The following is a 25,875-nucleotide window of genomic DNA, read 5'->3' as shown; positions in this document are numbered from 1 at the left end:
GGCCCGGGCGCGGGCGCACCCCCACCGGCGAGCAGCCGGCCACCACCCCCTCCAGCAAGGAGCAGCACAAGTGAGCAACGGCAACACCGGTGACGTCCGGCTCTGGGGCGGACGGTTCGCGGACGGACCGGCCGAGGCCCTGGCCAAGCTGTCCGCCTCGGTGCACTTCGACTGGCGCCTGGCCCCCTACGACATCGCCGGATCGCGCGCCCACGCCCGGGTGCTCCACACGGCGGGCCTGCTCACCGAGGACGAGCTGGCGCGGATGCTCGACGGGCTGGACCGGCTCGAAGGCGACGTCGCCTCGGGCGAGTTCGTGGGCACCGTCGCCGACGAGGACGTGCACACCGCCCTGGAGCGGGGGCTGTTGGAGCGGCTCGGCCCGGACCTCGGCGGCAAGCTGCGGGCCGGCCGGTCCCGCAACGACCAGGTGGCCACGCTGTTCCGGATGTACCTGCGCGACCACGCCCGGATCGTCGGCGGGCTGCTCGCCGACCTCCAGGAGGCGCTGGTCGGCCTCGCCGAGGCGCACCCGGACGTCGCGATGCCCGGCCGCACCCACCTCCAGCACGCCCAGCCGGTGCTCTTCGCCCACCACGTGCTCGCCCACGTCCAGGCGCTCTCCCGGGACGCGGAGCGGATGCGGCAGTGGGACGAGCGGACCGCCGTCTCGCCGTACGGATCGGGGGCGTTGGCCGGCAGCAGCCTGGGCCTGGACCCGGAGGCGGTCGCCGCGGACCTCGGCTTCGAGCGCGGTTCGGTGGGCAACTCCATCGACGGCACCGCCTCCCGGGACTTCGTCGCGGAGTTCGCCTTCATCACCGCGATGATCGGCGTCAACCTGTCCCGGATCGCCGAGGAGGTGATCGTCTGGAACACCAAGGAGTTCTCCTTCGTGACCCTGCACGACGCCTTCTCCACCGGCTCGTCGATCATGCCGCAGAAGAAGAACCCGGACATCGCGGAGCTGGCGCGCGGCAAGTCGGGCCGGCTGATCGGCAATCTGACCGGTCTGCTGGCGACGCTGAAGGCCCTCCCGCTCGCCTACAACCGCGACCTCCAGGAGGACAAGGAGCCGGTCTTCGACTCCTGCGACCAACTGGAGGTGCTGCTCCCGGCGTTCACCGGGATGATGGCCACCCTCACCGTCAACCGGGAGCGGATGGCGGAGCTGGCGCCGGCCGGTTTCTCGCTGGCCACCGACATCGCGGAGTGGCTGGTGAAGCAGGGCGTGCCGTTCCGGGTGGCGCACGAGGTGGCCGGCGAGTGCGTCAAGGAGTGCGAGGCGCAGGGCATCGAGCTGGACCAGCTCACCGACGAGCAGTTCGCCAAGATCTCGCCGCATCTGACGCCCGAGGTCCGCGGCGTGCTGAACGTCCCCGGCGCGCTGGCCTCCCGCAACGGCCGCGGCGGCACCGCGCCGTCGGCGGTGGCGGTGCAGCTCGCCGAGGTGCGGGCGGACCTGGCCGGACAGCAGGAGTGGGCCGCGGCCCGGAAGTGACGTCGACGCCGGGGTCACGCCCGGCGGTCGAGGGCGGCCTCCACCCGATGCGGGTGGGGGCCGCCCTCGTGCGTGGTGGGCCCGCCCCACGGCGGGAGCGCGAGGTGCCGCCCCCTCGATGAGACATTCACGTCTCATTCGGTTAGCCTACGTCTCATGGCTGTGGACCGAGAACGCGTACTCACCGAGGCCGCCGCGCTGCTCACCCACCGCTCCACGACGTCGATGGACGAGATCGCGCGCGCCGCGGGCATCAGCCGGGCGACCCTGCACCGGCACTTCGCCGGCCGCGACGCGCTGATCCGTGCCCTGGAGGAGCACGGCATCGAGATGTTCGCGCGGGCGATGGACACCGCCCGCCTCGACGACGGCAGCGCCGTCGAGGCGCTGCGCCGGCTGGTCGGCGAGGCCGAACCGGTCGCCGCCGTACTGGCCTTCCTCTTCACCGAGAACCAACTCTTCGAGGGCGGGACGGTCAACGCCGGCTGGGCCCGGCTCGACGCCCGGCTCGCCGCGCTGTTCCGGCGCGGCCAGGAAGAGGGCGACTTCCGCGTCGACCTCAGCGCGGTCTGGCTGACCGAGGCGTTCTACGGCCTCCTCGGCGCGGGCGCCTGGTCGGTCCACGAAGGACGCCTGGCCCGCGGCGACCTCAACCACTCGATCGCCGAGCTGCTGCTCGGCGGCATCCGACGGAGCATGGAGAAATGAGCGAGCGCATAGCGCCACCCCGGGCCGGTGCGGCCCATGTCGACGACCAACCCCGTCCGGGCCGCTGGCTCGCGCTCTCGGTCCTCGTCCTGGCGGTGCTGCTGGTCGGCGTCGACGCCACCGTCCTCGGCCTCGCCACCCCCTTCCTGAGCGAGGATCTGAAGCCGTCCGGCACCCAGTTGCTGTGGATCGGCGACATCTACTCCTTCGTCATCGCCGGACTGCTGGTCTCCATGGGCAGCCTCGGCGACCGGATCGGCCGCAAGAAGCTGCTGCTGATCGGCTCGATGGCGTTCGGCGCGATGTCGGTGCTCGCCGCCTACGCCAGCACCCCGGAGATGATGATCGTCGCCCGGGCCCTCCAGGGCGTGGCCGGCGCGACGTTGATGCCGTCCACCCTCGCCCTGATCCGCAACCTCTTCCACGACCCCAGGGAACGCAGCCTGGCGATCGGCATCTGGGGCGCGATGGCCTCGGCCGGCACCGCGGTCGGGCCGGTCCTCGGCGGCTTCCTGCTGGGCCACTTCTGGTGGGGCTCGGTCTTCCTGATCAACCTTCCGGTGATGCTGCTGCTGGTCGTCGTCGGCGCCAAGGTCATCCCCGAGTCCCGCAACCCCGACCCCGGACCGTGGGACGTCCCCAGCGTGCTGCTGTCGTTGGTGGGCATCGTCGGCGTCGTCTACGCCATCAAGGAAGCGGCGGTGCACGGCCTCCGCTGGGACATCGGGCCGGCCGCCGTCATCGGCCTGCTCGCCCTGGTGTGGTTCGTCCGCCGCCAGCTCACCCTCGACTCGCCGCTGCTGAACATGAAGCTCTTCCAACACCGGGGCTTCTCCGGCGCGGTCCTGGCCGACCTGCTGACCATCCTCGGCCTGTCCGGACTGGTCTTCTTCCTCTCCCAGTTCCTCCAGATGGTGCAGATGCGCTCGCCGCTCAACGCCGGCCTGGTCGAACTCCCGGCCGCGGTCGGCGCGGTGGGCGCCGGGCTGGCCGCCGGCTGGGTCGCCCGCCGGCTGTCGGTGCGGCTGGTGGTGGCCGGCGGCCTCGCGGTGGTCGGGCTCTCGCTCGCCGGCTGCATGGCCCTGCACGGCGACACCGGCACCCTCGCGCTGTGCGTCATCCTCTTCGTCGTCGGCATCGGCGCCGGCTTCGCCTTCACCGTCACCGCCGACGTGATCCTCTCCAGTGTGCCCAAGGAGGAAGCCGGCTCCGCCTCCGCGGTCTCCGAGACCGCCTACGAGCTCGGCGCCGCGCTCGGCATCGCCTTGCTCGGCTCCATCGTCACCAGCATCTACCAGGGCTTCGCCGCCCCCGTCGGGGTGCCCGGACACGTCGTCGACGCGGCCCGCTCGTCGCTCGGCGGCGCCGTGGACGCCGCCTCCCAACTCCCCGCCGACCAGAGCGCCGCCCTGCTGAAGGCCGCTCAGGACGCCTTCGTGAGCGGCGTGGACACCGCGGCCGGCATCGGCGCGGTGGTGCTGCTCGGCGCCGCGGTCGCCGCGTGGTTCCTGCTCCGCGGCCAGGAACTGGCGGACAGCGCCCCCGTCGCGCAGCCGGCGACGGCCCCCGAGACCGCACCGGTGGCCGGCTCGGGACCCGTTGCCCGCGGCTCCGAACGCCGCTGACGCACCCCGGCGCGCCTCCCCGCGCCACCCCCCTCCGAGCACCCGTAAGGGCCCACCCCGGCGGGCGAACGAGGGACACCACCGCGCACCGCGCCCCCGTTCAGGCGTGTCCCGTGGATCGTGACCGCGCGCACCGGCCATGATCCACGGGACACGCCCCCGGGGGCGACTGTCCCCGGCCGTTCACGCCCGGTACGCGTCCTGGTGGCCGGTTGTCCCGCGCGGCGCGTTTGACTCTCCCGTCGTCCCCCAACGGTCGGACCCGCTCAGGAGAGTGACGCAGTGCGCGACATCGGACGACGGTCCTTCGTAACCGCCGCGGGGGCGATGGCCACCGCGAGCGCGATCGGCACCAACGCCTACGCCACCGGCCACGCCCGCGACGCCGCCACGGCACACGAGTACGTCGACGTCCAACTGCTCAACATCACCGATCTGCACGGCTATCTGCAGAGCGCCCCGGGCGCCAACTCCGTCATCACCGGCGCCGGCGGCAAGCGCTACACCGTCGGCGGCGTCGCCTACATGGCCGCCCACCTGGCGCGGTTGCGCGCCGGGCGGCGCAACTCCCTCTTCTTCGCCCCCGGCGACCTCTTCTCCGGCTGGGAGTTCGACGCCGCCTCCTTCGCCGACGAACCCACCATCGAGGCGCTCAACGCCATGCGGCTGGACTTCGCCTCGGCCGGCAACCACGAGTTCGACAAGTCCACGGTCTTCCTCCGCGACCACATGGAGCGCGGCCGCGCCTTCCCCGCCGTCGGCCGCGACGCCTCCTTCACCGACTCCACCGGCCACCGCTTCCGCGGCGCCAACTTCCCCTACTACAGCGCCAACATGGTCCGCCGGGACACCGGCGAGCGGGTGCTGCCGCCGTACAACATCGTGCACGTGGACGCCGGCCGCGGCCGGCGGCTGCCGATCGGCTTCATCCACCTGACCGCCATCGGCACCGAGTCCTTCCCCGGCTCCTACCAGCCGGGACTGCGCACCCTGGACGAGCTGGAGACCGCCAACCGCTGCGCCAGGGCGCTCAAGAAGCGCGGCGTCAACGCGATCGTGCTCAGCATGCACGACGGCGCGGTCGCCGGCGGCAACTTCGAGAGCGGCAGCAACCCCTCCGGGCCGGCCTACGAACTGGCGCTGCGGGTCTCGCCGGACATCGACGCCATCGTCACCGGCCACTGGCACTGCGCCTTCACCATGATGCTGCCGGACCCCAAGGGCGTGCCCCGCCCGTTCGTCGAGGCCGGCTGCTACGGCCAGATCATCAACGAGATCAACCTCCGGCTCGACCCGGTGAGCGGAAAGGTCATCAGATCCCTGACCACCTCCGTCAACCACCCCAACACCCGTGACATCGCGCCCGATCGGGAGCTGAAGGAGATCGCCGACTACTGGGCCGGCTACGGCGCCCGCCGCGCCCGCACCCGGATCGGCACCCAGACCGCCTCCTTCACCCAACGCCGCAACGCGGTGGGGGAGTCCACCATGGGCAACCTCGTCGCCGACTGGGCGCTCTGGGCGGGCGGTCAGCCGCACGGCCCGATGGACGACCGCGGCGGGTACCGCAACGTTCCGGCCGAACTCGCGGTGATCGCGGTGGCCCCGCGGGTCGGTGCCGCGATCATCTCCGGGGACCTGGTGCGCGACGAGGCGTCCGACGGCGCGGTCACCTTCGGACAGGCGTGGAACGCGGTCGGCTTCGGCGACCCGATCGTCACCGTCACGGTCACCGGCCGGCAGATCCACGAGGCCCTGGAGCAGCAGTGGGCGTCGACCGCCGACGACGGCCTCTCCTTCGCCCCGCTGGCCGTCTCCGGCAACGTCCGCTACCGCTTCGACGCCACCGCCCCGGCCGGGCGACGGATCGACCCCGCCGAGGTCCTGATCGACGACGAGCCGCTCGAACCAACCCGCCGCTACCGTCTGGCCGCGCCCTCCTACACCCTGACCAACCAGGACGGCTTCAGCGCCTTCACCGGCTTCACCGAACCGGTCCGGCACACCCGGGACTTCGAGAGCTTCGTCGCCTATGTCCGTGCCAAGCGGCGGCTGTCGCCGGCCGAGCCGGACCGCGTCACGGCGAAGAACGCCCATCTCCCCGGCGCCCGCATCGGTTCCGTCGCCGTGCACCAGCAACTCCTCGCCGCCGACGGCAATCTGGTGCCGCGGGTGGAGGCGGCCCTGCGCGCCGCGCTGATCGGCGACGCCGAGGGACTGCGGGTGCTCGGCGGCTTCCGGGTGCCGTGCTGACCGCCCGTCGGTAGTCGCAACGACGCCGAGGGCCCCGTCCGTTGAGCGGACGGGGCCCTCGGCGCGAGTGCGTGGGCGGGGCTCAGGCGGCCGTGCGCATCTTCGTGGCGTAGACGTCGACGTACTCCTGACCGGACAGCTCCATCACGTCGCTCATCACCTCGTCGGTGACGGCCCGCAGGACGTAGCGGTCCCGGTCCATGCCCTCGTAGCGGGAGAAGTCCAGCGGCTCGCCGAAGCGCACGGTCACCGGGGCGATGTGCGGGCGGCCCTTGCCGCCGGGCTGCACCTTGTCCGTGCCGATCATCGCGAACGGGACGACCGGGGCGCCGGTCATCAGCGCGAGCCGGGCGATGCCGGTCCGGCCGCGGTAGAGGCGGCCGTCGGGGGAGCGGGTGCCCTCCGGGTAGATGCCGAAGGCGTGGCCCTCGTCCAGGATGCGGCGGCCGGTCATCAGCGCGGCGACCCCGCCGTGCCCGCCGTCCCGGTCCACCGGGATCATCCCGGCGGAGGTGAAGAACCAGGCCATCAGCCGGCCCTTGAGGCCCTTGCCGGTGACGTACTCGTCCTTGCCGATGAAGTACACCGGCCGCTTGACCACCAGCGTCAGGAACATCGAGTCGATGAACGTGACGTGGTTGCCGGCCAGAATGACCGGCCCGGTCCCGGGGATACGCTCCAGGCCCTCGACTTTCGGACGGAACAGGACGCGCATCACGAGTCCGAGAATCGCCTTCAGCACAATGCGGGACAACGGGTCCTCCGGGTCGCGGCTGGTCAGGTTCGAGGGGGCACAGCACTCTGCAGCCCAGGACCATACTCGCGAGTTACTCCCGCGCGCACATCGGGTTCACCGGGCCGATACGCAGAGTTGACGTGCGTTACGTCCATGTTCCCCACAGTCCTCCCGGACGTCTCCCCGACATCACCCGTCCGTGCTTACGATCAAGGAGCTTTCCGGGAGGGGTGTCAACCACGCCTGCCTGGGCAGCCGAGAGGCCGAGAGACAAGCACGGAACCCTGCCGGGCCGGGATGCCACCGGGCCCGGCAGGGGCGCAACGGACAGCAAGGAGCGCGGGCATGGAGAAGCGGCACGAGCCGGGGCGGCGGACGGTACTGGGAGCCGCCGCCTTGGGCGCGGGGGCGGCCGTACTGGGCGGTGCGGGGCAGGCGAACGCGGCCGGCCGGACGGAGCCCGCCGCGGCGCAGGCGGCCCGGTCGACGCCCGCGGGGCGGCCCAAGAAGCTGCCGTTCCCGCTGGTCGTCGGCCACCGCGGCGCCAGCGGCTACCGCCCCGAGCACACCTTCGGCTCCTACCAACTCGCCCTCGACATGGGCGCGGACGTCATCGAGGCCGGTGACCTCGTCCCCACCAAGGACGGGCATCTGATCCTGCGGCACGAGCCCGACATCAGCGGCACCACCGACGTCGCGGACCACCACGAGTTCGCCGGCCGCCGGACGACCAAGACCATCGACGGCAAGAAGATCACCGGCTGGTTCACCGAGGACTTCACGCTCGCCGAGATCAAGACGCTGCGCGCCAAGGAGCGCATACCGGACGTCCGCCAGCACAACACCCTCTACAACGGCGTCTGGGAGATACCCACCTTCGAAGAGGCCCTGCGCTGGGCCGAGAAGAAGGGGCGCGAGCGCGGCCGCCCGGTCTGGCTGCACATCGAGACCAAGCACCCCACCTACTTCCGCAAGCTGGGCCTGGGCCTGGAGGAGCGGCTCGCCAAGCTGCTGCGCCGGTACGGCCGGCACACCGCCCACGCCCCGAACTTCCTGCAGTCCTTCGAGCCCAGCAGCCTCAAGCGGCTCGGCGAACTGGGCGTGAAGTGCCCGAAGGTCGTGCTGCTCGACGAGCCGTCCGTCCGGCCCTGGGACTTCGTCGAGGCCGGTGACCCGCGCACCACCGCCGACCTGCTCAAGCCCGCGGGGCTCAGGTGGATCTCCGGCTTCGCCCAGGGCATCGGCCCCTGGCTGCCGCAGATCATCGCGCAGGACGACAAGGGCAAGTTGGGCAAGCCCACCACCCTGGTCCGCGACGCGCACGCGGCGGGCCTGGTCGTCCACCCGTACACCGTGCGGAACGAGAACAGCTTCCTGCCGCTGGACTTCCAGATCGGCAAGAACCCGGGCGACTACGGCAATGCGCTCGCGTACTTCAAGGCGCTCTTCGCCACCGGCATCGACGGCCTGTTCTCGGACAACCCGGACACCGCTCTGGTCGCCGCCGAGGAGTTCCGCCGGCACTGACGCGCCCGACGCCCCCGGACCGGCGCCCGGCCCCCATCCACCCGCCCACTCATCTGAGTTGGGAATGTCACAGGGGAGCTTGGCGCCGGTCCGTTCCGCTTGTCCCATATGCCCGCACAGAATGCTCCCCGCGGAGATTGCCGCGGCCGCAGTCCGGGGAGTCCGGAAGCGGACAGCGAACCGAAAATGGGGAGGCACACGCGCATGGGCACGAGCGTGACGATCTCGACGGCGACCGACGACGACGCCGAGCAGATCCTCAAACTCCAATACCTCTGTTACCAGTCCGAGGCCGCGCTCTACGACGACTACGGGATCGAGCCCCTGACCCAGACCCTGGACTCGCTGCGCGCCGAACTCGCCGACGGCTGCGTCATGGTGGCCAGACTCGGCCAGGAGGTGGTCGGCTCGGTGCGCGGCACGGTCGACGCCGACGGCACCGCGAAGATCGGCAAGTTGATCGTGCACCCCCGCCTCCAGCGGCACGGGCTCGGCGGCCGACTGCTGGCCGCCGTCGAGCAACGGCTCGCGACGGAGCGGTCCGCCAAGCGCTACCGCCTGTTCACCGGCCACCGCAGCGAGGCCAACCTCCGCCTCTACCGCGACCACGGCTACGCCCCCGTCGGCACCGAGCAACTGACCCGCCGGCTCAGCCTGATCACGCTGGAGAAGGCGCTCACCGCCGCGCCGTGACGCCGTCACCGGGCCCGCACCACGGGCGGGCCCGGAGACCTGCGTAATCAGACCTTCGCGGTGCGGGCCCGGCGCAGCCACATCAGACCGGTGACCGGCAGGGCGACCGGGATGAAGAGGTAGTCCATGCCGTAGTACGACCAGACCGTGGAGTCCGCGAACGCCGCCGGATCCACCAGCGTCCAGGTGCCGATGCCCAGCACCCCGAGGATCTCCAGCGCGCAGCAGACGATCGCCGCCCGCCGGGCCACCTCGCCGCCGCGCACCAGCGAGAAGGTGATGAAGCCGTAGATCAGCGCGGAGACCGCCGACAGCACGTACGCCAGCGGGGCGCGGTCGAACTGGGCGATCAGTTGGTAGAGCGAGCGGGACGCGGCGGCCACGGTGAAGACGCCGTAGACGGTGACCAGCAGCCGCCCCGGGCCGGCGCCCAGCCTCGTGCCCGGATCCCGCTCCGCGGTCTGCTGCGCGGCCTGTGCCGCAGTGGTCGTCGGGGCAGCCTCAGGCACTGCCGCCTCCCCAGATGTCGAAGAGTCGTACTTCCAGAACCGCCAGCACCACGGAGCCCGCGGCGACGGTGGCCGAGCCCCACCGGGTCCGCTCGGAGAGCGACATGAACCCGGTCGCCGGCACGCACGCGGCCGCCCCGAGCAGATACGCCAGGAACAGCGCGGTGCCCTTGTCCGGGTGCTGCCCGCGCGCCAACTGCACGAGGGAGATGACCAGTTGGACGATGCACAGCAGGGACACCACGGCCATGCCGATGAAGTGCCAGTCCTTGGTGGGCTCGTTGCGGTACGCGGCGAAGCCGCACCAGGCGGCCAGCGCGAGAGCGGTCACACCGACCGCGAGCGTCAGCGCGTCGATCACCGCGGCCTCCGGGCGAGGCGGCCGCGCGCCGTGGGGTTGTGGGGCATGGGCCCGATGCTAATCGGCGCCGGGCGGCCCGCCGCGTCCGGCCCCGCCGTGGCCCGCCGGTCCGCTGGCCGCCCGGTGCCGGCCCGTCGTCCCGGCGGGCGACCGGCCCGCCGGCCGTGGTGTTGGCCACAGCCCGCACCGCCCCCGCCCGCGGGTCCGACCACCGGGCCCCGCGCCCCCGCCGGCATCCGCCCAGGCCACCGGCGACCGCACCGAGATCGTCCGGCTCCGGCGGCCCGGTCCACGGGGCGAGCGGCACTGTCCGCTATGCGGACGGGCTTGATTCGGCCAAGCCGCCGTCTGGTTTACTGGCCGCCATGACCACGACGAGCCGCCGCACCCCCGCGACCGAGGCATTCCTCATGCCCGGTGCTCGTTGCATGTGTCGAATGTGTGACCGCTGAGGGCCCCCGCCGTACGCCTCGCGCCCCGAAGCGAGCCTTCCGCCTTGAGCCGGACGACGCAGCACGCGCCCTTCGGCCGCCCCGCGTCACCGGAACCCGGAGCCGGGCCCCGCGCCCACCGCCGCTCCCCGTTTCCCCCTGCCGCACTCGCCAGAATGCCCCGTGCCCGGCGGGCCAGCCGCCGAGCACTCGACAGTGACGGAATTCCCTGTGATCACCACAACGGGCCTGACCAAGGTCTACCGATCCGGAGGCCGCGAGGTCACCGCCCTGGACGGCGTCGACCTACACGTCCGCGAGGGCGAGGTGTACGGCGTCATCGGTCAGAGCGGCGCCGGTAAGTCCACCCTCATCCGCTGCCTCAACCTCCTGGAGCGCCCCACCTCCGGCACGGTCACCGTGGCCGGCCAGGACCTCACCGCCCTCGGCGGACGGGGACTGCGCGCGGGCGCCGCACTGCGCGTCGCGCGCAGCCACATCGGCATGGTCTTCCAGCACTTCAACCTGCTGTCCTCGCGCACCGTCCAGGACAACGTCGAGCTGCCGCTGGAGATCCTCAAGGTCTCCCGCCGCGACCGCGCCCGCAAGGCCCTGGAACTGCTGGACCTGGTCGGCCTCGCCGACAAGGCCCACGCCTACCCCGCCCAGCTCTCCGGTGGCCAGAAGCAGCGCGTCGGCATCGCCCGCGCACTGGCCGGCGACCCCAAGGTGCTGCTCTCCGACGAGGCCACCAGCGCCCTCGACCCGGAGACCACCCGCTCCATCCTGACGCTGCTGCGCGACCTCAACCGGCAGCTCGGCCTGACCGTCGTCCTCATCACGCACGAGATGGACGTCGTCAAGACCATCTGCGACTCCGCCGCGCTGATGAAGGGCGGCCGGATCGTCGAGCAGGGCACCGTTTCCGATCTCCTCGCCACCCCCGGCTCCGAGCTCGCCCGGGAGCTGTTCCCGGTCGGCGGCGAGCCCTCCGCCGAGGACCGCACCGTCGTCGACGTCACCTTCCACGGCTCGGCCGCCACCCGCCCGGTCATCTCCGAGCTGGCCCGCACCTACAACGTCGACGTCTCCATCCTCGGCGCCGCCATGGACACCGTCGGCGGCAACCAGGTCGGCCGGATGCGCATCGAGCTGCCCGGCCGCTTCGAGGACAACGTCGTGCCCATCGGCTTCCTGCGCGAGCAGGGCCTCCAGGTGGACGTCGTCGGCGAGGACACCGCCCCGACGCCCACCACCCCGCTCCGGAAGGAAGGTGCCCAGTGAGCTGGAACGACATGCAGCCGCTGCTGTCCGACGCCACCCTCGACACCCTCTTCATGGTGTGGTGGTCCACGTTCTACGCGGTCCTCGTCGGCATCCCCGTCGGCGTCCTGCTGCACCTGACCGTCCGCGGCGGCCTGCTCCAGAACGTCGTGGTCAACAAGGCCCTCGGCGCGATCGTGAACATCGGGCGGTCCTTCCCGTTCCTGATCCTGATCGTGGTGCTGATCCCCTTCACCCGGCTCGTCGTCGGCGTCTCCATCGGTCCGACCGGCGCCGTGGTCCCGCTGGCCATCGCGGCCATCCCGTTCTTCGCCCGCCTCGTCGAGGCCGCGCTGCGGGAGGTCGACCACGGGCTGGTCGAGGCCGCCCAGGCGATGGGCGGCGGCACCTGGACCGTCATCTTCAAGGTGCTGCTCCCGCAGGCGCTGCCGGCCCTGGTCGCCGCCATCACCACCACCGTCATCACGCTGATCGGCTACTCGGCGATCGCCGGCGCGGTCGGCGGCGGTGGACTGGGCAACCTCGCCTACACCTACGGCTACCAGCAGTACGAGACCTCGCTCATGATCATCACCGTGGTCGAGCTGATCGTCATCGTCACCGTCGCCCAGCTCCTCGGCGACCTGGTCGTCCGCCGGCTCGCCCGCCGCGGCGCCCACGCCTCCTCCCTGCGGGTCGGCCTGCGCCGGGTCCGCACCGAGGAGCCCGCGCCGGTCACCGAGGCTGCCTGACCCCGCGCACCACCCGTACCATCCGCGTCACCCCGCAAGCCCGGACCCTTTGCCGGGCGCAGCCCACACGGACCCCGTGTGCACAAGAAAGAGGCACTCTTCGTGCGTAACACCATCAAGATCACCGTGGCGATAGCCGCCGCCTCCGCCGTCGCCCTCGGCGCGAGCGCGTGCAGCGCCCCCTCCGACGCCACCGCGAGCAGCGACAAGAACGACAAGAACGCCCCCCTCGTCGTCGCCGCCAGCCCCACCCCGCACGCCACGATCCTCGACTACGTCAAGGACAAGCTGGCGCCGCAGGTCGGCCTCAAGTTGGTCGTGAAGACCTTCAACGACTACAAGATGCCCAACAAGGTCACCGACGACGGCCAGGTCGACGCCAACTTCTTCCAGCACAAGCCGTTCCTGGACACCTTCAACAAGGAGAACGGCACCCACATCGTCCCGGTCGTCAACGTCGAGATCGAGCCGCTGGGCGTCTACTCCAACAAGATCCACAAGCTCTCCGAGCTCAAGGCCGGCGACACCGTCTCGGTCCCCAACGACCCGTCCAACGAGGGCCGCGCGCTCAAGCTGCTCGCCGACAACGGCGTCATCACCCTCAAGCCCGGCGTCGGCTCCGACGCCAAGCTGACCGACGTCAAGGACAACAAGGGCATCAAGATCACCGAGCTGGAGGCCGCGCAGACCGCGCCGCGCCTGGCCGACGTCGACGCCGCCGTCATCAACGGCAACTTCGCGGTCGGCGCCCACCTCAAGCCCTCCAAGGACGCCCTCGCCCTGGAGAAGGCGAAGGGCAACCCCTACGCCAACTTCCTCGCCGTCAAGAAGGGCAACGAGAACGACCCCCGGGTGGAGAAGCTGGCCAAGCTCCTCAACTCGGACGAGGTCAAGAAGTTCATCGAGGACAAGTACAAGGACGGCTCGGTCATTCCGGCCTTCGGCCCGGTCAAGAGCTGACGCCCTGGTAGCGGGGGCGCGCCGCTCTGCCCGTGGGACGGGCGGGCGCTCCCTCGACCGCGGGACGGGGGCGGCCATCTGCCCACCGGGCGGCGGGAGTTCCGTCGCCTACGGGGCGGACGGGTCGCCCCCTTGCCTTCGGGGGTGGGCGGGCCCCGGCCGCCCACCCCCGCGCTCCCGCCCGCCCGCGCGTGGCACGCCCGCCGGCCGATGCTGCATGCTGGTGCATTCAAAGACGGTCAGGACGGCCCCGGCCGCGCGGCGCGCACGGCCCGCGCGACGTTCGGGAGCACCCAGTCAACGGCGTTGGAGCATCGGCATGACATCCACCTTCCCGGACATCTCCCTCAGCACGGACCGGTTGGTGCTGCGCCCGCTCGACGAGGACGACGCCCCCGCCCTGGCCGCGATGATGGACGACGAACTCATCGCCGCCTGGACCGCGGTGCCCCAGCCGTACTCCGAGGACGCCGCCCGCGCCTGGATCACCAGATACGCCCCCACCGAGCGCATCGCGGGCCGCGGCCTGGACCTTGCGGTCACCGAGTTCCTCACCCAGCGCCTGGTCGGCATCATCCAACTCAGCCGCACCAACTGGCGCGTCCGCTCCACCGAACTCTCCTACATCGTCGCCTCCTGGGCCCGCGGCGAGGGATACGCCTCCGAGGCCGCCCTCGCCACCGCCCGCTGGCTCTTCCAGGACCAGAAGTTCGAGCGCCTGGAACTGCGCACCGCCGCCGGCAACACCGCCTCCCAACAGGTCGCCCAGAAGATCGGCTGCATCAGCGAGGGCGTGCTGCGCAACGCCTGCATAGCCCGGAACCGCGCCGAGGACGGCACCTGGACCGACCTCCGCACGGACCAGATCGTCTGGAGCCTGCTCCCCGAGGACCTCGACGGGCTCCCGCCCCAGATGGTCGACGCCAACGGCTTCGCCTATCCCGAGTGGAACTGACCCCGCGCCACCTCCCGCCCGCCACCCCCGCGGTACCCTCGGCCTGCCGGACACCGGCCGGGCCCGCCCCGACCAGCGCGGACCGGCACCCCGCAGCCCCGCCGGCCGGCCGACGCGCCCGCCGGCCGCCCGCCCGGAAACCCCACCAGCCCCCAGGAGACAGACCAGCATGGCCGACCGGGTCACGGTGATCGGATGGGACGGCTCTCCGCTGACCGCGGTCGCCCGCGCCGCCCTCGGCGCCGCGACCCTGGTCGCCGGCGCCGCCCACCACCTCGCGCTGCCCGAGGTCCCGCCGGCCGCCGAACGGATCCGGCTCGGCAGCGTCACCCTGGCCGCCCGCCGCATCGCCCAGCACCGCGGCACCGCCGTCGTCCTCGCCGATGGCGACCCCGGCTTCTTCGGCGTCGTCCGCACCCTGCGCGCCCCCGAATACGGCCTGGAGGTCGAGGTGGTGCCGGCCGTCTCCGCCGTCGCCGCCGCCTTCGCCCGGGCCGGCATGCCCTGGGACGACGCCCAGATCGTCGTCGCCCACAGCCGCGACCTGCGCCGCGCGGTCAACGTCTGCCGTGCCCACCCCAAGGTCGCGGTGCTCACCTCGCCCGGCGCCGGCCCCGCCGAACTCGCCCTCCTCCTGGACGGCGTGCACCGCACCTTCGTCATCTGCGAGGACCTCGGCACCGAACGGGAACGGGTGACCGTCCTCACATCCGACAAGGTCGCCGACCACGTGTGGCGCGACCCCAACGTCGTGATCGTCGTGGGCGGTTCGCCCGCCGGCGCCGCCGCCCAGGGCACCGGCTGGCTCGCCGGCCACGAGGTCGGTTACCCGACGGGCCCGCGCGGCTGGGGACTTCCGGCCCGCGCCTACGGAGGCGTGCTCGGCGAGGGCGAGTCCGTCCCGCTGCGCACCGCACAACTCGCCCGCCTCGGGCCGCGGATGGGCGACCTGGTCTGGGACATCGGCTCCGGCAGCGGGGCCGCGGCGGTGGAGGCCGCACGGTTCGGCGCCGCGGTCATCGCGGTCGACACCGACCCGGACGCCTGCGGCCGCGCCGCCGCCCTGGCCCGCCGGCACGGCGTCCAACTCCAGGCCGTGCACGGCCGCGCACCGCAGATCCTGGAAGACCTCCCCGAGCCCGACGTGGTGCGGATCGGCGCCGGGGGAGTGGCCGTGGTCACCGCCTGCGCGGCCCGCCGCCCCGAACGGATCGTCACCCACGCCGCCACCCGCGACGAGGCCGAGGAAGTGGGCCGCGCGCTCGCCGACGGCGGCTACGAAGTCGAGTGCGCCCTTCTCCAGTCGGTAGAACTGGACACTTCCGTTTGGGTCGAACGTGAACGCGCTGTGGTGTTTTTGCTCAGCGGCTATCGCGTTCCTCACCCGTGACCAGGAAGACCACCCGCGCGGGGTAGGCTGGCGGATCGTTGCGCCGCCGTTCCGCGTTCGGCTTCGTACGCCAATATCCCGAATTTGCCGTGGTTTTGGACGAAAATGAAGCTCTTGAGGGCGGACGTGCCGGGAGGCGTGCTCGCTCGTTCTCGCTATCGGGGCGTCGGTGCGCACCGGTCGGCGCGTCGCACGAGCGGTTGGAAGGAGCACTAGCAGTGGGCGAGGGGTACGCATGACCGACACCGGCCAGGTCCCGGGCCAGGGACAGCCGGAGAGCACAGGCGGACACCGCGGGCAGCCGCAGGCCGTGCCCACCCCTGCCGACCCCGGCTCCGCCCAGCACCCCGGCGACTACCCCTACCTCGGCCCCGGTGACGGCGCCGTCGAGGAGGACGACCTGCTGATGCCAGGCGCCCAGGGCGCCTGGAGCGAGCAGGGCGCCCAGCAGGTGCCGCAGCCCGCCCAGCAACTCCCGCAGCCGCAGGCCGTGCCGCCGCAGCCGGCCGCACCGTACGACCCCGCCACCGGCGCCCCGGTTGCCGCCTACGAACCGGTGGCCGCCCCGGTCGGCGACCACGAGACCGGAGGCCGGGACTCCGGTTCCGTCGACCTCGGCGCCGTCCGCATCCCGCCGCCCGCCGCGCCCCAGCAGCCGGCCCGCGCCCGCGGCACCGCCGCGCCCCGCCGCCCGCTCCACATGGGCCCGCCGGTCCCGGACGCGACCGGCGGCGTGGTCCGCTCGCTGGCCGACCGCGGCCCCGCGGACGCGCCCCAGCCGGCCGCCCGGCAGGCCGCCCCGGCCCCCGGCCCCGAGTACCTCGACGCCCCCGTCGAAACCGCCCAGCCGCTCCCGCAGCCCACCGAGGGCCAGCCCGTGGAGCCGCAGCCCGCCGCCGGGCAGCCCGTCGCAGCCGAGTCGGCGCCCGGCCAGCCCGTCGCACCCGCGGACGCCGCCCACCAGACCCCGCCGGCCGCCCCGCTGCCGGCGCCCGGCCAGCCGCCCTACGTGGGCCAGGCGTACGCCGAGCAGTCCTACGGGGCCGCGGGTCAAGGCCCGCTGCCCGGGCCGCAGTTGGGCCAGATCCCTGCCCACGTGCCGGTCCAGGCGCAGCCGTGGCCGGAGGCGCCCGCCCAGGCCGCGGTGGAGACGGCCGTGCCGCAGGGGCCGGCGCAGGAGGCTCAGCCGCCCGTGAACCAGGCGCCGGAGGGCCCCGGTTCGCCGGCCCAGCCGCCGGTCGCAGCGGTGCCGCAGGACGTCCAGGGGGAGGTCCAGGCGGGCGTCCCGCAGGACGCCCAGCCGCCCGTGCAGCCCGACGTCCAGGACGGCGCGCTGCCCACCGAGCAGCCGCCGGCCGCGCACCAGCCGGCCGAGCAGCCGTCCGTTGAGCAGCCCCCCGCCGAGCAACTGCCGGCCGAGCGGGTCGCGGTGGCGCAGGCGGCGGCGGAGCAGATGCCGCAGGCCGAGGCCGTGCAGGCGGAACAGCCCCGGCAGGGTGCTGCGGAGCAGCCGCGGGAGATGCCGGGGGAGCGGCAGGAGCCGGTGGCGGAGGCCGTCGCCCCTGAGGCGGTCGAGGCCGTCGCCGCTCCCATCGTGGTGGACGCGACCGGTGTCGCCACCCAGGACGTTCCGGCCGAGGCTCCGGCGGAGGCCGGCACCCCCGAGGCCGCCGCCGCTCCGGCCGCCGCACAGGCGCCCGTCGGGCAGCCGTCGCCCCCGACCGAGGCCCCGGCCCCGGCGGTGGCCCCGGCCCCGGTCGCGGACGCGGAGCCCGCGATCGACGCCGCCCAGCAGGCCGACGCCGTCGAGCCCGCCCCCGCGCAGGCCCAGCCCCAGCCGACCCCGGCCCCCGAGCAGCCCGCCGCCGACGCCACCGCCCCGGCCGCCCAGGACACCGTCCCGGCCGCGCCGCAGCAGCCCGAGGCGGTGGAGGCGCCCGCCGCCGGCCAGCCGCCGGTCGCCGAGCCCGCCCCGGCCCCCGCGGAGCCGGCCGAGCAGCCCGCCGCCCAACAGCCGGCCGAGCAGCCCGCCGCCCAACAGCCGGCCGACGCCCCGGCGGACCAGGCCCCGGCCCCCGCCCCGGAGCAGCCGCAACCCGAAGCGGCCCCGGCCCCGCAGCCCACTCCCGAGCCCGCTCAAGCACCGGACCCCGAGGCCACCGTCGAGGCCACCGAGCCCGCCGCCACCCCGGAACAGCCGGCCCAGCAGCCCGAGCAGCCCGTCGCCGAGGCCCAACAGCCCGCCGACGCCCAGCAGTCCACCGAGACCGAGGCCGAGCCGGCCCCCGCGGACGCCACCCCGGCCGACGACCAGCCGGCCGCCCAACAGCCCGTCATAGAGGCGCCCGAGGAACAACCCCAGGACGCCACCGGCCAGTCGCAGCCCGCCGTGGCCGCGGAGGCCGAGGCCCGACAGCCCGCCGCGGAGCCCGCGCAGCCGCCGGCCGCCCCGGCCGAGGCGCAGCCGACCGCGCACCCCGAGGCCGCCGACGCCGCGCAGCCCGAGGCCCCCACCGAGACCCCCGCCCGGCCCGCCGTCGACGAGACCGCCGCCCCCGAGGCGCCGGCCGCCACCCCCCAGATCCCGGCCCAGGCCACCGACGAGCCGGACCCCGCCCCGGCCGCCGAAGAAGCCACCCCGCAGGAGCCCGCCGCCGAGGCCCAGGCCCCCGCCCCCGACCAACTCGTCCCGGCCGAGGCCGACGACCGCCCGCACGCACAGGACGACGCCCAGTTCGTCGAGCACGCCGACGGCGACGACGCGCACCCCGCCGAGTCCCAGGCCCCCACCGCGGAGCCCGAGCCGGCGACCGCCCCCGCGGCCGCCTACGACGACTCCGAGCGCGCCGCCGTGCACCGCGTCATCCGCGAGCGCCGCGACATCCGCAACGGCTTCCGCCCCGACCCGATCCCCAACGAGGTCCTGCTGCGCGTCCTGGAGGCGGCCCACACCGCGCCCAGCGTCGGCCACTCCCAGCCCTGGGACTTCGTCGTCATCCGGTCCGACGAGACCCGCGCCAAGATGCACGAGCTCGCCATGCGGCAGCGCGAGGCGTACGCCCAGTCGCTGCCCAAGGCCCGCGCCAAGCAGTTCCGCGAGCTGAAGATCGAGGCGATCCTCGAAACGCCGGTGAACATCGTCGTCACCGCCGACTCCACCCGCGGCGGCCGGCACACCCTCGGCCGGCACACCCAGCCGCAGATGGCCCCGTACTCCTCCGCGCTCGCCGTCGAGAACCTCTGGCTCGCCGCCCGCGCCGAGGGCCTGGGCGTCGGCTGGGTCAGCTTCTTCGACGAGCGGGAGATGGTCCGCGAACTGGGCCTGCCCGAACACCTCGAAGTCGTCGCCTACCTCTGCGTCGGCTACGTCGACGAGTTCCCGGACGACCCCGAGCTCCTCCAGGCCGGCTGGTCCAAGCGCCGCCCGCTGTCCTGGGTCGTCCACGAGGAGACCTACGGCCGCCGCGCCCTCCCGGGCGAGGACCCGCACGACCTCCTCCAGGAGACCCTCGCCGGCATCCGCCCGCTGGACGCCAAGGCGCTCGGCGAGGCGTGGGAGCGGCAGAAGCGGATGACCAAGCCGGCCGGTGCGCTCGGCATGCTGGAGATCATCTCCGCGCAGCTCTGCGGCCTGTCCCGCAAGTGCCCGCCGCCCATCCCGGAGCCGGCCGCGGTCGCGATCTTCGCCGGTGACCACGGCGTGCACGCCCAGGGCGTGACCCCCTGGCCCCAGGAGGTCACCGGCCAGATGGTCGCCAACTTCCTGGGCGGCGGCGCGGTCTGCAACGCCTTCGCCAACCAGGTCGGCGCCGAGGTCTGCGTCGTCGACGTCGGCGTCGCCGGCGAACTCCCGGCCACCCCCGGCCTGTTGCCCCGCAAGGTCCGCCCCGGCACCGCCGACTTCACCCAGGGCCCGGCGATGACCCAGGAGGACGCCCTCAAGGCCATCGAGGTCGGCATCGAGACCGCCCGGGACCTCGTCGCGGCCGGCAACAAGGCGCTGCTGACCGGCGAGATGGGCATCGCCAACACCACCGCGTCGGCCGCCCTGATCGCCGTCTACACCGGCGTCGACCCGGCCGAGGTCACCGGCCGCGGCACCGGCATCAACGACGAGACGCACGCCCGCAAGGTCGAGGTGGTCCGCCGCGCCCTGGAGCTCCACCAGCCGGACCCGGCCGACCCGATCGGCATCCTCGCCGCCCTCGGCGGCCTGGAGCACGCGGCCATGGTCGGCCTGATCCTCGGCGGCGCCTCGCTGCGCACCCCGGTGATCCTCGACGGCGTCAGCGCCGGCGCCGCCGCCCTGGTCGCCCGGGCCATCGCCCCCGAGGCCCTGGCCGCCTGCATCGCCGGCCACCGCAGCGCCGAGCCCGGCCACGTCGCCGCGCTCAACAAGCTCGGCCTGCGCCCGCTGGTCGACCTCGACCTGCGGCTCGGCGAGGGCACCGGCGCCCTGTTGGCGCTCCCCGTCGTGCAGAGCGCCGCCCGCGCCATGCACGAGGTCGCCACCTTCGACGCCGCCGGGGTCACCGAAAAGAGCTGACACCGGGGCCGGCCGGTAGGCGGCCGCCCCCGCATGACCCCCGGCCCGCAGCCCCATAGGCTGTGGGCCGGGGCCGTACGTCTCCCTCGGCCGTCCCCCTCTCAGCCGCTCCGGCGCCGCAGCGACTGACACGGTCGTCGAACTCGCACCACTCCACGAGGAGCCACACCACCATGGCCGAGCCCGTCGCCGAACACGTCGCCTACCCCGTCGGACTGCGGCTCTCCGGCCGTCGCGTGGTCGTCCTCGGCGCCGGCCAGGTCGCCCAGCGCCGCCTCCCCGCGCTCCTCGCCGCCGGCGCCGACGTGCTGCTGATCTCCCCGTCCGCCACCGCCTCCGTCGAGGCCATGGCCGACGCCGGCGAACTGCGCTGGGAGCGCCGCCGCTACCGTCCCGGCGACCTCGACGGCGCCTGGTACGCGCTGATCTCCACCGACGACCCCGAGGCCAACGCCGCCGCCTCCCGGGAGGCCGAGGAACGCCGCGTCTGGGCGGTCCGCTCCGACGACGCCGAGGCCGCCACCGCCTGGACCCCGGCCACCGGCCGCAGCGAGGGCGTCACCGTGGCCGTCCTCACCGGCCGCGACCCGCGCCGCTCCGCCGCCGTCCGCGACGCCATCGTCGAGGGCCTGCGCGACGGCAGCATCGCCGCCCCGCGCCACCGCCGCCCGCACACCCCCAGCGTGGCGCTGGTCGGCGGCGGCCCCGGCGACCCCGACCTGATCACCGTCCGCGGCCGCCGCCTGCTCGCCGAGGCCGACGTCGTCATCGCCGACCGGCTCGGCCCGCGCGACCTGCTCGCCGAACTCCCGCCGCACGTCGAGGTGATCGACGCCGCGAAGATCCCGTACGGCCGCTTCATGGCCCAGGAGGCCATCAACAACGCCCTCATCGAGCACGCCAAGGCCGGCAAGGCCGTGGTCCGCCTCAAGGGTGGCGACCCGTTCGTCTTCGGCCGCGGCATGGAGGAGGCCCAGGCGCTCGCCGAGGCCGGCATCCCCTGCACCGTCGTCCCCGGCATCTCCAGCACCATCTCCGTCCCCGGCGCCGCCGGCATCCCCGTCACCCACCGCGGGGTGGCCCACGAGTTCACCGTCGTCAGCGGCCACGTCGCCCCCGACGACGCGCGCTCCCTGGTCGACTGGCCGGCGCTCGCCAAGCTCCGCGGCACCCTCGTCATCCTCATGGGCGTGGAGAACAGCGGCGCCATCGCCGCCAAGCTCATAGCGTGCGGCCGCCCCGCCGACACCCCCGCCGCCGTCGTCCAGGAGGGCACCACCGCCGCCCAGCGCCGCGTGGACGCCACCCTCGCCACCCTCGGCGAGACCGTACGGGCCGAGGGCGTCCGCCCGCCCGCCGTCATCGTCGTCGGCGACGTGGTCGGCCTCACCCCGCCCGCCCCCGCAGCCCAATAGCCCCCACGCGCCCGGCCCCTTTAACCGCGCGCGCCCGCCCCTTCGCCCCCCGACACCGACAAGGCACCCTCTCCCCGTGGCAGAAATCATCACCGTCGAGGACCCGGACGACCCGCGGCTGCGCGACTACACCGACCTCACCGACGTCGAGCTGCGCCGCCGGCGCGAACCGGCCGAAGGACTCTTCATCGCCGAGGGCGAGAAGGTCATCCGCCGTGCCCGGCACGCCGGTTACGAGATGCGCTCGATGCTCCTGTCGTCCAAGTGGGTCGACGTGATGCGCGACGTCATCGACGAGGTCCCGGCCCCGGTCTACGCCGTCAGCCCGGACCTCGCCGAGCGCGTGACGGGCTATCACGTGCACCGCGGCGCCCTCGCCTCCATGCAGCGCAAGCCGCTGCCCAGCGCCGCCGAACTCCTCGCCGGCACCCGCCGGATCGCGGTCATGGAGGCGGTCAACGACCACACCAACATCGGCGCCATCTTCCGCAGCGCCGCGGCCCTGGGAATGGACGCGGTCCTCCTCTCCCCGGACTGCGCCGACCCCCTCTACCGCCGCTCGGTGAAGGTCTCCATGGGCGCGGTGTTCTCCGTCCCCTACGCCCGGTTGGAGAGCTGGCCGCGTGACCTGTCCGCCGTACGGGAGGCCGGTTTCCGCCTCCTCGCCCTGACCCCGGCCGAGGGCGCCACCGACCTCAACGAGGTGGCCCCGCACACCCTCGAACGCGTCGCCCTCATGCTCGGCGCGGAGGGCGGCGGCCTGACCACGGGTGCCCTCCGCGCCGCCGACGCATGGGTCCGCATCCCCATGGCCCACGGCATCGACTCCCTCAACGTAGGCGCCGCCGCCGCGGTCTCCTTCTACGCGGTCACCGCACCGACACCCCCAACGAAGTAGCCCCCACCCCCACCCGCGGAACGCCCAGCCCCATCCACCCGCGGAACGCCTAACCCCATCCACCCGCGGAACCCGGTCGTCCCAGCCGCCCACGGAACGCTCACTGTCCCTACCCGTGGAGTGCTCGCCGCCCCTACCTGCGGAACGCTCGCCGCCCCTACCCGTGGAGTGCTCGCCGCCCCTACCTGCGGATCGCTTGTTGCTCCCACCCGTGGAGTGCTCGCCGCCCCACCGGCCCGCGGATGCTCGCCCCCGCCACCTCACCCGTGAAACGCCTCGCCCCGCCCCCTCCGCGGAACAGCCCGACGCGCCGGCCCCCCTCGCAGCGGCCCCCGCACCGGCCCTCCCGCGGAATAATCCCCGCCCCCAACCCCGTTGTGGCCCCGCAGGGGGCCCGCGCACCCCCTAGGGGACGCCCCCTCAGCCACCCCCACCACCAACCAACACCACGGAGTGAACCACCCCTGATCCCGCATCAGGGACGGCAGGCGAACGTGTGCGAGTCCGCCGCAGACCCCACAGCCTCAGCCCAACTCCCCAGCAACTCCCGCACCCGCACCCGCATCCGGGCCCCCAACCTCATACGACACCTCGTACGACGCAACGCTCACCGGCCGCTCCCCGCCCAGCCCCCGAGTCGGCCCCTGGCACCCCTGGGCGGCCGCGATCCCCAGCGCCACCAGCAACGTCACCACCACGAACACCACGACCCGCTGCCGCAGCAGCCGCCGGTCCGGCCCCGGCCGCCGACCCCCGGAGCCGGTGCGCACCGCAGGACGTGAACCGTTTCGCCCCGTAGGACGGGAGGCCGGACCCCGCCCCCCGTTACGCCCACCGGTCCGCGGATTCGTCCCCGACGCCGGGCCCTGCGCCCGCGCCGCCGAATCCCGCACGGCCGCGTCCCGCGCCGCCGCCGCCGGGCGGGCCGGCCGCGGCCGCGCCCCCGACGCGCCCCCCGTACCCCGCTCGGTCCGCTGCCGCGCGTACTCCTCTGCCCGCTGCCCGGTCGGACGCTCCGACGGCCGCCGCTCGGCACGGCCCCAACCGTCCCCGCTCCCGGGCCCGTTCTCCCACGCCCCGCCCGACAGCCCGTGCGCCTCACGGGCCGCGATCTCCTTCAGCCGCAGCGACAGCGACAGCGTGCTGGGTCGGTCCGCCGGGTCCTTGGCGAGGCACGCCGCGAGCAGCGGCGCCAACGCGTCGGGCACCCCGGCCAGGTGCGCCTCCTCATGGACGACGCGGTAGAGCATGACCTCCGAACTGCCTTGCCCGAACGGCGAGTCCGCGGTGCAGGCGTACGCCAGCGTGGCGCCCAGCGAGAAGATGTCGGTGGCCGGCGTCACCGCGGCGCCGCGCACCTGCTCCGGCGCCAGGAAGCCGGGCGAGCCGACCGCCGTCCCGACGTGCGTCAGTGTGCTGGCCCCGGTCGCCCAGGCGATCCCGAAGTCGATGATCCGCGGCCCCTTGGGCGACAGCAGGATGTTGGACGGCTTCAGGTCCCGGTGCACCACGCCCGCGTCATGGACGGCCAGCAGCCCTTCGGACAGCGCCGCGCCGACGGCGGCGACCTGCGCGGGGGAGAGCGGCCCCTCCTCGTTCACCTTGTCGTGCAGCGAGGGCCCGGGGACGTACTGGGTCGCGAACCACGGGCGGTCGGCGTCCAGATCGGCCGCCACCAGCCGGGCCGTGCAGCCGCCGCGGATCCGTCGGGCGGCCGAGACCTCGCGGGCGAACCGCGACCGGAACTCCTGATCCTCCGCCAGATCCGGCCGGATCACCTTCAACGCGACCCGCTGCCCGCGCTTGTCCGAGCCGAGGTAGACCACGCCCATTCCGCCCGCGCCGAGCCGGCGGTGCAGCCGGAACGATCCGACGACACGCGGGTCCTCGCGCCGGAGCCGCATCATCGCCATGTCCGTCCCCTGCCTGCGGTGGGGAGGCCCCACTCCGCTCAACCGTCTGACGTGGCACAGCTTACGGATTGACGGCTCGCTGTGCTGAGAGGCCGCGCATGCGTCGGTAACCGGATTACCGGTCGCCGCCGCGATCCCCGCCGCACGGAAGGAAATCGCTCCGCCCTCCCGCCTCGCTACCCGCGCTCGGCCCCAATGATCCCTTTCTCAACGGAGTTTGACGGTAAGAAAGGTGACGGCGCGACGGACCCGGCGGGCGCCGCGGATTTCGCGCCGCTGTCGGTGCGGCGGCGCACGGGGGAGCGCCCCGAGTGATCGAAGTCACCGTTTCGGCGCCCGCGCAACCGGTAATCCTCCCCGCCCGCCGTGTGCCCTGTCCCCGCGTCGCACGCCCCTCTCAGGGATCTCCCGGGGTTCCGCTGCGTGCTCTCCACCCAGGGGAGTACGCGGTTCCCCACCCCGTCATCCTCCTGGAGGCCAGGCAAGCGGTACGACGGCATGACGCCCGGCCTTTCCCGCGCGCCTAGGCTTGAGGTCAAGCGGCGGGCGCAGCACTCGTCCCCCGAGGTCAGACGCCCGCCGCCCTGGATCAGGACAGGAGCGGGTTCGATGGCGCACAGCACGGGGCGGACGGCCCTCCGGACGCGGGGCCGCAGGGCCACCACCGTGTTCGGCGGCACCCGGCACTCGGGCACCCGCCATCCCCTCGTCGCGGTCGCCATGGTGCTGCCGTTGGCGTTCCTCCTGGCCGTGGTCTTCGGCGGCTGGGAGGCCGTCGTCACACAGGCGTCGTCCGTGGTCGGAATGCTGGGGCGCTGAGCGGCGCCCCGGTCCCGGGAGAGCGGCCCGGGACGGGGACTTCCGACCGAAACCCCGTGGGGACGGGGGTGCGGCGGACGGCACGAGTGGCCGGGCATCTGGGGAGATGCCCGGCCATCGGGCTTTCCGGGCAGCCACCGGACGCCCGCACGCTCTCCGAACTCCCTGCCCGCCCGCGGAAGTTGACCACCGAGGCGGGCCCCGACACACACCAAGGGCCGGAGCTTCTCGCTCCGGCCCTTGGATTTCCGGTGGACGATACTGGGATTGAACCAGTGACCTCTTCCGTGTCAGGGAAGCGCTCTCCCGCTGAGCTAATCGTCCTCGGGACCGCGGATTTCGTGGATCACCGCGGGTACTGCGTGCGCGATACTGGGATTGAACCAGTGACCTCTTCCGTGTCAGGGAAGCGCTCTCCCGCTGAGCTAATCGCGCGGGGACCTGCATGTTGCCAGGTCAGTGGACGATACTGGGATTGAACCAGTGACCTCTTCCGTGTCAGGGAAGCGCTCTCCCGCTGAGCTAATCGTCCTTGGAGGTGGAGACGGGATTTGAACCCGTGTAGACGGCTTTGCAGGCCGTTGCCTCGCCTCTCGGCCACTCCACCAGGAGTGTGCGGG

At 73.6% G+C, this 25,875-nt stretch carries 19 protein-coding genes and 4 tRNA genes; 15 read left to right on the top strand and 8 right to left on the bottom strand.

The annotated features are described in order from the left end of the window. Window positions 1-70 precede the first annotated feature (70 nt). From argH to ACIQU6_RS25230, 4 genes are all read left to right on the top strand, one after another. Entirely contained in the window at window positions 71-1,501 is a 1,431-nt protein-coding gene (argH, locus tag ACIQU6_RS25245; RefSeq protein ID WP_403483940.1) for an argininosuccinate lyase, read from the top strand. Window positions 1,502-1,657: 156 nt separating this feature from the next. Then, window positions 1,658-2,209: a TetR/AcrR family transcriptional regulator gene (locus ACIQU6_RS25240; RefSeq protein WP_403483939.1), complete on the top strand. Its 552-nt coding sequence runs from the start codon at window positions 1,658-1,660 to the stop codon at window positions 2,207-2,209. Continuing rightward, on the top strand, window positions 2,206-3,834 hold the full coding sequence (locus tag ACIQU6_RS25235; protein WP_403483938.1) for an MFS transporter: 1,629 nt from the start codon (window positions 2,206-2,208) through the stop codon (window positions 3,832-3,834). The genes ACIQU6_RS25240 and ACIQU6_RS25235 overlap by 4 nt, the downstream gene beginning before the upstream one ends. 282 nt (window positions 3,835-4,116) lie before the next feature. Then, the gene (locus ACIQU6_RS25230; protein WP_403483937.1) at window positions 4,117-6,087 is read left to right on the top strand and encodes a bifunctional metallophosphatase/5'-nucleotidase; all 1,971 of its coding nucleotides are present in this window, start codon (window positions 4,117-4,119) and stop codon (window positions 6,085-6,087) included. 82 nt (window positions 6,088-6,169) lie between these two features. Here the strand turns inward: ACIQU6_RS25230 and ACIQU6_RS25225 are convergent, their stop codons facing one another. After that, window positions 6,170-6,841 carry a lysophospholipid acyltransferase family protein gene (locus ACIQU6_RS25225; RefSeq protein ID WP_403483936.1) on the bottom strand — a complete coding sequence of 224 codons (672 nt, stop codon included), beginning with the start codon at window positions 6,839-6,841 and terminating at the stop codon, window positions 6,170-6,172. A 327-nt stretch (window positions 6,842-7,168) separates the two neighbouring features. On the opposite strand from ACIQU6_RS25225, the gene ACIQU6_RS25220 reads away from it, so the two are divergent. Together ACIQU6_RS25220 and ACIQU6_RS25215 are read left to right on the top strand one after the other, a co-directional pair. Further along, the gene (locus ACIQU6_RS25220; protein WP_403483935.1) at window positions 7,169-8,350 is read left to right on the top strand and encodes a glycerophosphodiester phosphodiesterase; all 1,182 of its coding nucleotides are present in this window, start codon (window positions 7,169-7,171) and stop codon (window positions 8,348-8,350) included. 204 nt (window positions 8,351-8,554) lie between these two features. Next, the gene (locus ACIQU6_RS25215) at window positions 8,555-9,043 is read left to right on the top strand and encodes a GNAT family N-acetyltransferase (RefSeq protein ID WP_376569379.1); all 489 of its coding nucleotides are present in this window, start codon (window positions 8,555-8,557) and stop codon (window positions 9,041-9,043) included. Window positions 9,044-9,090: 47 nt separating this feature from the next. Here ACIQU6_RS25215 and ACIQU6_RS25210 read toward each other — a convergent pair whose 3' ends face one another. Together ACIQU6_RS25210 and ACIQU6_RS25205 are read right to left on the bottom strand one after the other, a co-directional pair. Beyond that, window positions 9,091-9,477, bottom strand: a complete 387-nt coding sequence (locus ACIQU6_RS25210) for a hypothetical protein (RefSeq protein ID WP_274919311.1) — start codon at window positions 9,475-9,477, stop codon at window positions 9,091-9,093. Between the two features lie 67 nt (window positions 9,478-9,544). Further along, complete coding sequence (locus tag ACIQU6_RS25205) at window positions 9,545-9,913, bottom strand: hypothetical protein (protein WP_274916798.1); 369 nt, start codon at window positions 9,911-9,913, stop codon at window positions 9,545-9,547. Between the two features lie 662 nt (window positions 9,914-10,575). Between ACIQU6_RS25205 and ACIQU6_RS25200 the strand changes: the two genes are divergently transcribed. The 8 genes from ACIQU6_RS25200 to ACIQU6_RS25165 all read left to right on the top strand — a co-directional run bounded on the left by ACIQU6_RS25200 (window position 10,576) and on the right by ACIQU6_RS25165 (window position 22,523). Beyond that, window positions 10,576-11,628 carry a methionine ABC transporter ATP-binding protein gene (locus ACIQU6_RS25200; RefSeq protein ID WP_403483934.1) on the top strand — a complete coding sequence of 351 codons (1,053 nt, stop codon included), beginning with the start codon at window positions 10,576-10,578 and terminating at the stop codon, window positions 11,626-11,628. Next, on the top strand, window positions 11,625-12,359 hold the full coding sequence (locus ACIQU6_RS25195; protein ID WP_403483933.1) for a methionine ABC transporter permease: 735 nt from the start codon (window positions 11,625-11,627) through the stop codon (window positions 12,357-12,359). Before ACIQU6_RS25200 ends, ACIQU6_RS25195 begins: the two co-directional genes overlap by 4 nt. Before the next feature lie 102 nt (window positions 12,360-12,461). Next, window positions 12,462-13,319 (top strand): MetQ/NlpA family ABC transporter substrate-binding protein, encoded by an 858-nt coding sequence (locus ACIQU6_RS25190; protein ID WP_403483932.1) that lies wholly within the window; start codon window positions 12,462-12,464, stop codon window positions 13,317-13,319. A 319-nt stretch (window positions 13,320-13,638) separates the two neighbouring features. Then, window positions 13,639-14,274, top strand: coding sequence for a GNAT family N-acetyltransferase (locus tag ACIQU6_RS25185; protein ID WP_383418039.1), 636 nt, complete (start codon window positions 13,639-13,641; stop codon window positions 14,272-14,274). A gap of 169 nt (window positions 14,275-14,443) precedes the next feature. After that, window positions 14,444-15,664 carry a precorrin-6y C5,15-methyltransferase (decarboxylating) subunit CbiE gene (cbiE, locus tag ACIQU6_RS25180; RefSeq protein ID WP_403483931.1) on the top strand — a complete coding sequence of 407 codons (1,221 nt, stop codon included), beginning with the start codon at window positions 14,444-14,446 and terminating at the stop codon, window positions 15,662-15,664. Between the two features lie 235 nt (window positions 15,665-15,899). Continuing rightward, on the top strand, window positions 15,900-20,210 hold the full coding sequence (gene cobT / locus ACIQU6_RS25175) for a nicotinate-nucleotide--dimethylbenzimidazole phosphoribosyltransferase (protein ID WP_403483930.1): 4,311 nt from the start codon (window positions 15,900-15,902) through the stop codon (window positions 20,208-20,210). A 173-nt stretch (window positions 20,211-20,383) separates the two neighbouring features. Further along, window positions 20,384-21,625, top strand: coding sequence for a uroporphyrinogen-III C-methyltransferase (gene cobA / locus ACIQU6_RS25170; RefSeq protein WP_403483929.1), 1,242 nt, complete (start codon window positions 20,384-20,386; stop codon window positions 21,623-21,625). A 76-nt stretch (window positions 21,626-21,701) separates the two neighbouring features. Beyond that, window positions 21,702-22,523 (top strand): TrmH family RNA methyltransferase, encoded by an 822-nt coding sequence (locus ACIQU6_RS25165; protein ID WP_403483928.1) that lies wholly within the window; start codon window positions 21,702-21,704, stop codon window positions 22,521-22,523. A 524-nt stretch (window positions 22,524-23,047) separates the two neighbouring features. Here ACIQU6_RS25165 and ACIQU6_RS25160 read toward each other — a convergent pair. Further along, window positions 23,048-24,436, bottom strand: coding sequence for a serine/threonine-protein kinase (locus ACIQU6_RS25160; protein WP_403483927.1), 1,389 nt, complete (start codon window positions 24,434-24,436; stop codon window positions 23,048-23,050). Window positions 24,437-25,045: 609 nt separating this feature from the next. On the opposite strand from ACIQU6_RS25160, the gene ACIQU6_RS25155 reads away from it, so the two are divergent. Beyond that, the gene (locus ACIQU6_RS25155) at window positions 25,046-25,255 is read left to right on the top strand and encodes a hypothetical protein (RefSeq protein WP_403483926.1); all 210 of its coding nucleotides are present in this window, start codon (window positions 25,046-25,048) and stop codon (window positions 25,253-25,255) included. 252 nt (window positions 25,256-25,507) lie between these two features. On the opposite strand, the gene ACIQU6_RS25150 is transcribed toward ACIQU6_RS25155, so the two are convergent. From ACIQU6_RS25150 to ACIQU6_RS25135, 4 genes are all read right to left on the bottom strand, one after another. Then, window positions 25,508-25,579: transfer RNA gene (locus tag ACIQU6_RS25150), tRNA-Val, on the bottom strand. Between the two features lie 39 nt (window positions 25,580-25,618). Further along, window positions 25,619-25,690 (bottom strand) — tRNA-Val (locus ACIQU6_RS25145). A gap of 25 nt (window positions 25,691-25,715) precedes the next feature. Beyond that, window positions 25,716-25,787 (bottom strand) — tRNA-Val (locus tag ACIQU6_RS25140). Window position 25,788: 1 nt separating this feature from the next. Continuing rightward, window positions 25,789-25,862, bottom strand: a tRNA-Cys gene (locus ACIQU6_RS25135). Window positions 25,863-25,875 lie beyond the last annotated feature (13 nt).

The sequence above is a fragment of the Streptomyces sp. NPDC090442 genome (assembly GCF_044769405.1).
Taxonomy (GTDB): domain Bacteria; phylum Actinomycetota; class Actinomycetes; order Streptomycetales; family Streptomycetaceae; genus Streptomyces.
This window is presented reverse-complemented; position numbering and strand designations above follow the sequence as displayed.

Bases quoted from the DNA above. Each gene is read 5' to 3' on its own strand.
- ACIQU6_RS25235 (WP_403483938.1), top strand. From the start codon at position 2,206: ATGAGCGAGCGCATAGCGCCACCCCGGGCCGGTGCGGCCCATGTCGAC.
- cbiE (WP_403483931.1), top strand. From the start codon at position 14,444: ATGGCCGACCGGGTCACGGTGATCGGATGGGACGGCTCTCCGCTGACC.
- ACIQU6_RS25215 (WP_376569379.1), top strand. From the start codon at position 8,555: ATGGGCACGAGCGTGACGATCTCGACGGCGACCGACGACGACGCCGAG.
- ACIQU6_RS25155 (WP_403483926.1), top strand. From the start codon at position 25,046: ATGGCGCACAGCACGGGGCGGACGGCCCTCCGGACGCGGGGCCGCAGG.
- ACIQU6_RS25220 (WP_403483935.1), top strand. From the start codon at position 7,169: ATGGAGAAGCGGCACGAGCCGGGGCGGCGGACGGTACTGGGAGCCGCC.
- ACIQU6_RS25185 (WP_383418039.1), top strand. From the start codon at position 13,639: ATGACATCCACCTTCCCGGACATCTCCCTCAGCACGGACCGGTTGGTG.
- cobT (WP_403483930.1), top strand. From the start codon at position 15,900: ATGACCGACACCGGCCAGGTCCCGGGCCAGGGACAGCCGGAGAGCACA.
- cobA (WP_403483929.1), top strand. From the start codon at position 20,384: ATGGCCGAGCCCGTCGCCGAACACGTCGCCTACCCCGTCGGACTGCGG.
- ACIQU6_RS25160 (WP_403483927.1), bottom strand. From the start codon at position 24,436: ATGGCGATGATGCGGCTCCGGCGCGAGGACCCGCGTGTCGTCGGATCG.
- ACIQU6_RS25240 (WP_403483939.1), top strand. From the start codon at position 1,658: ATGGCTGTGGACCGAGAACGCGTACTCACCGAGGCCGCCGCGCTGCTC.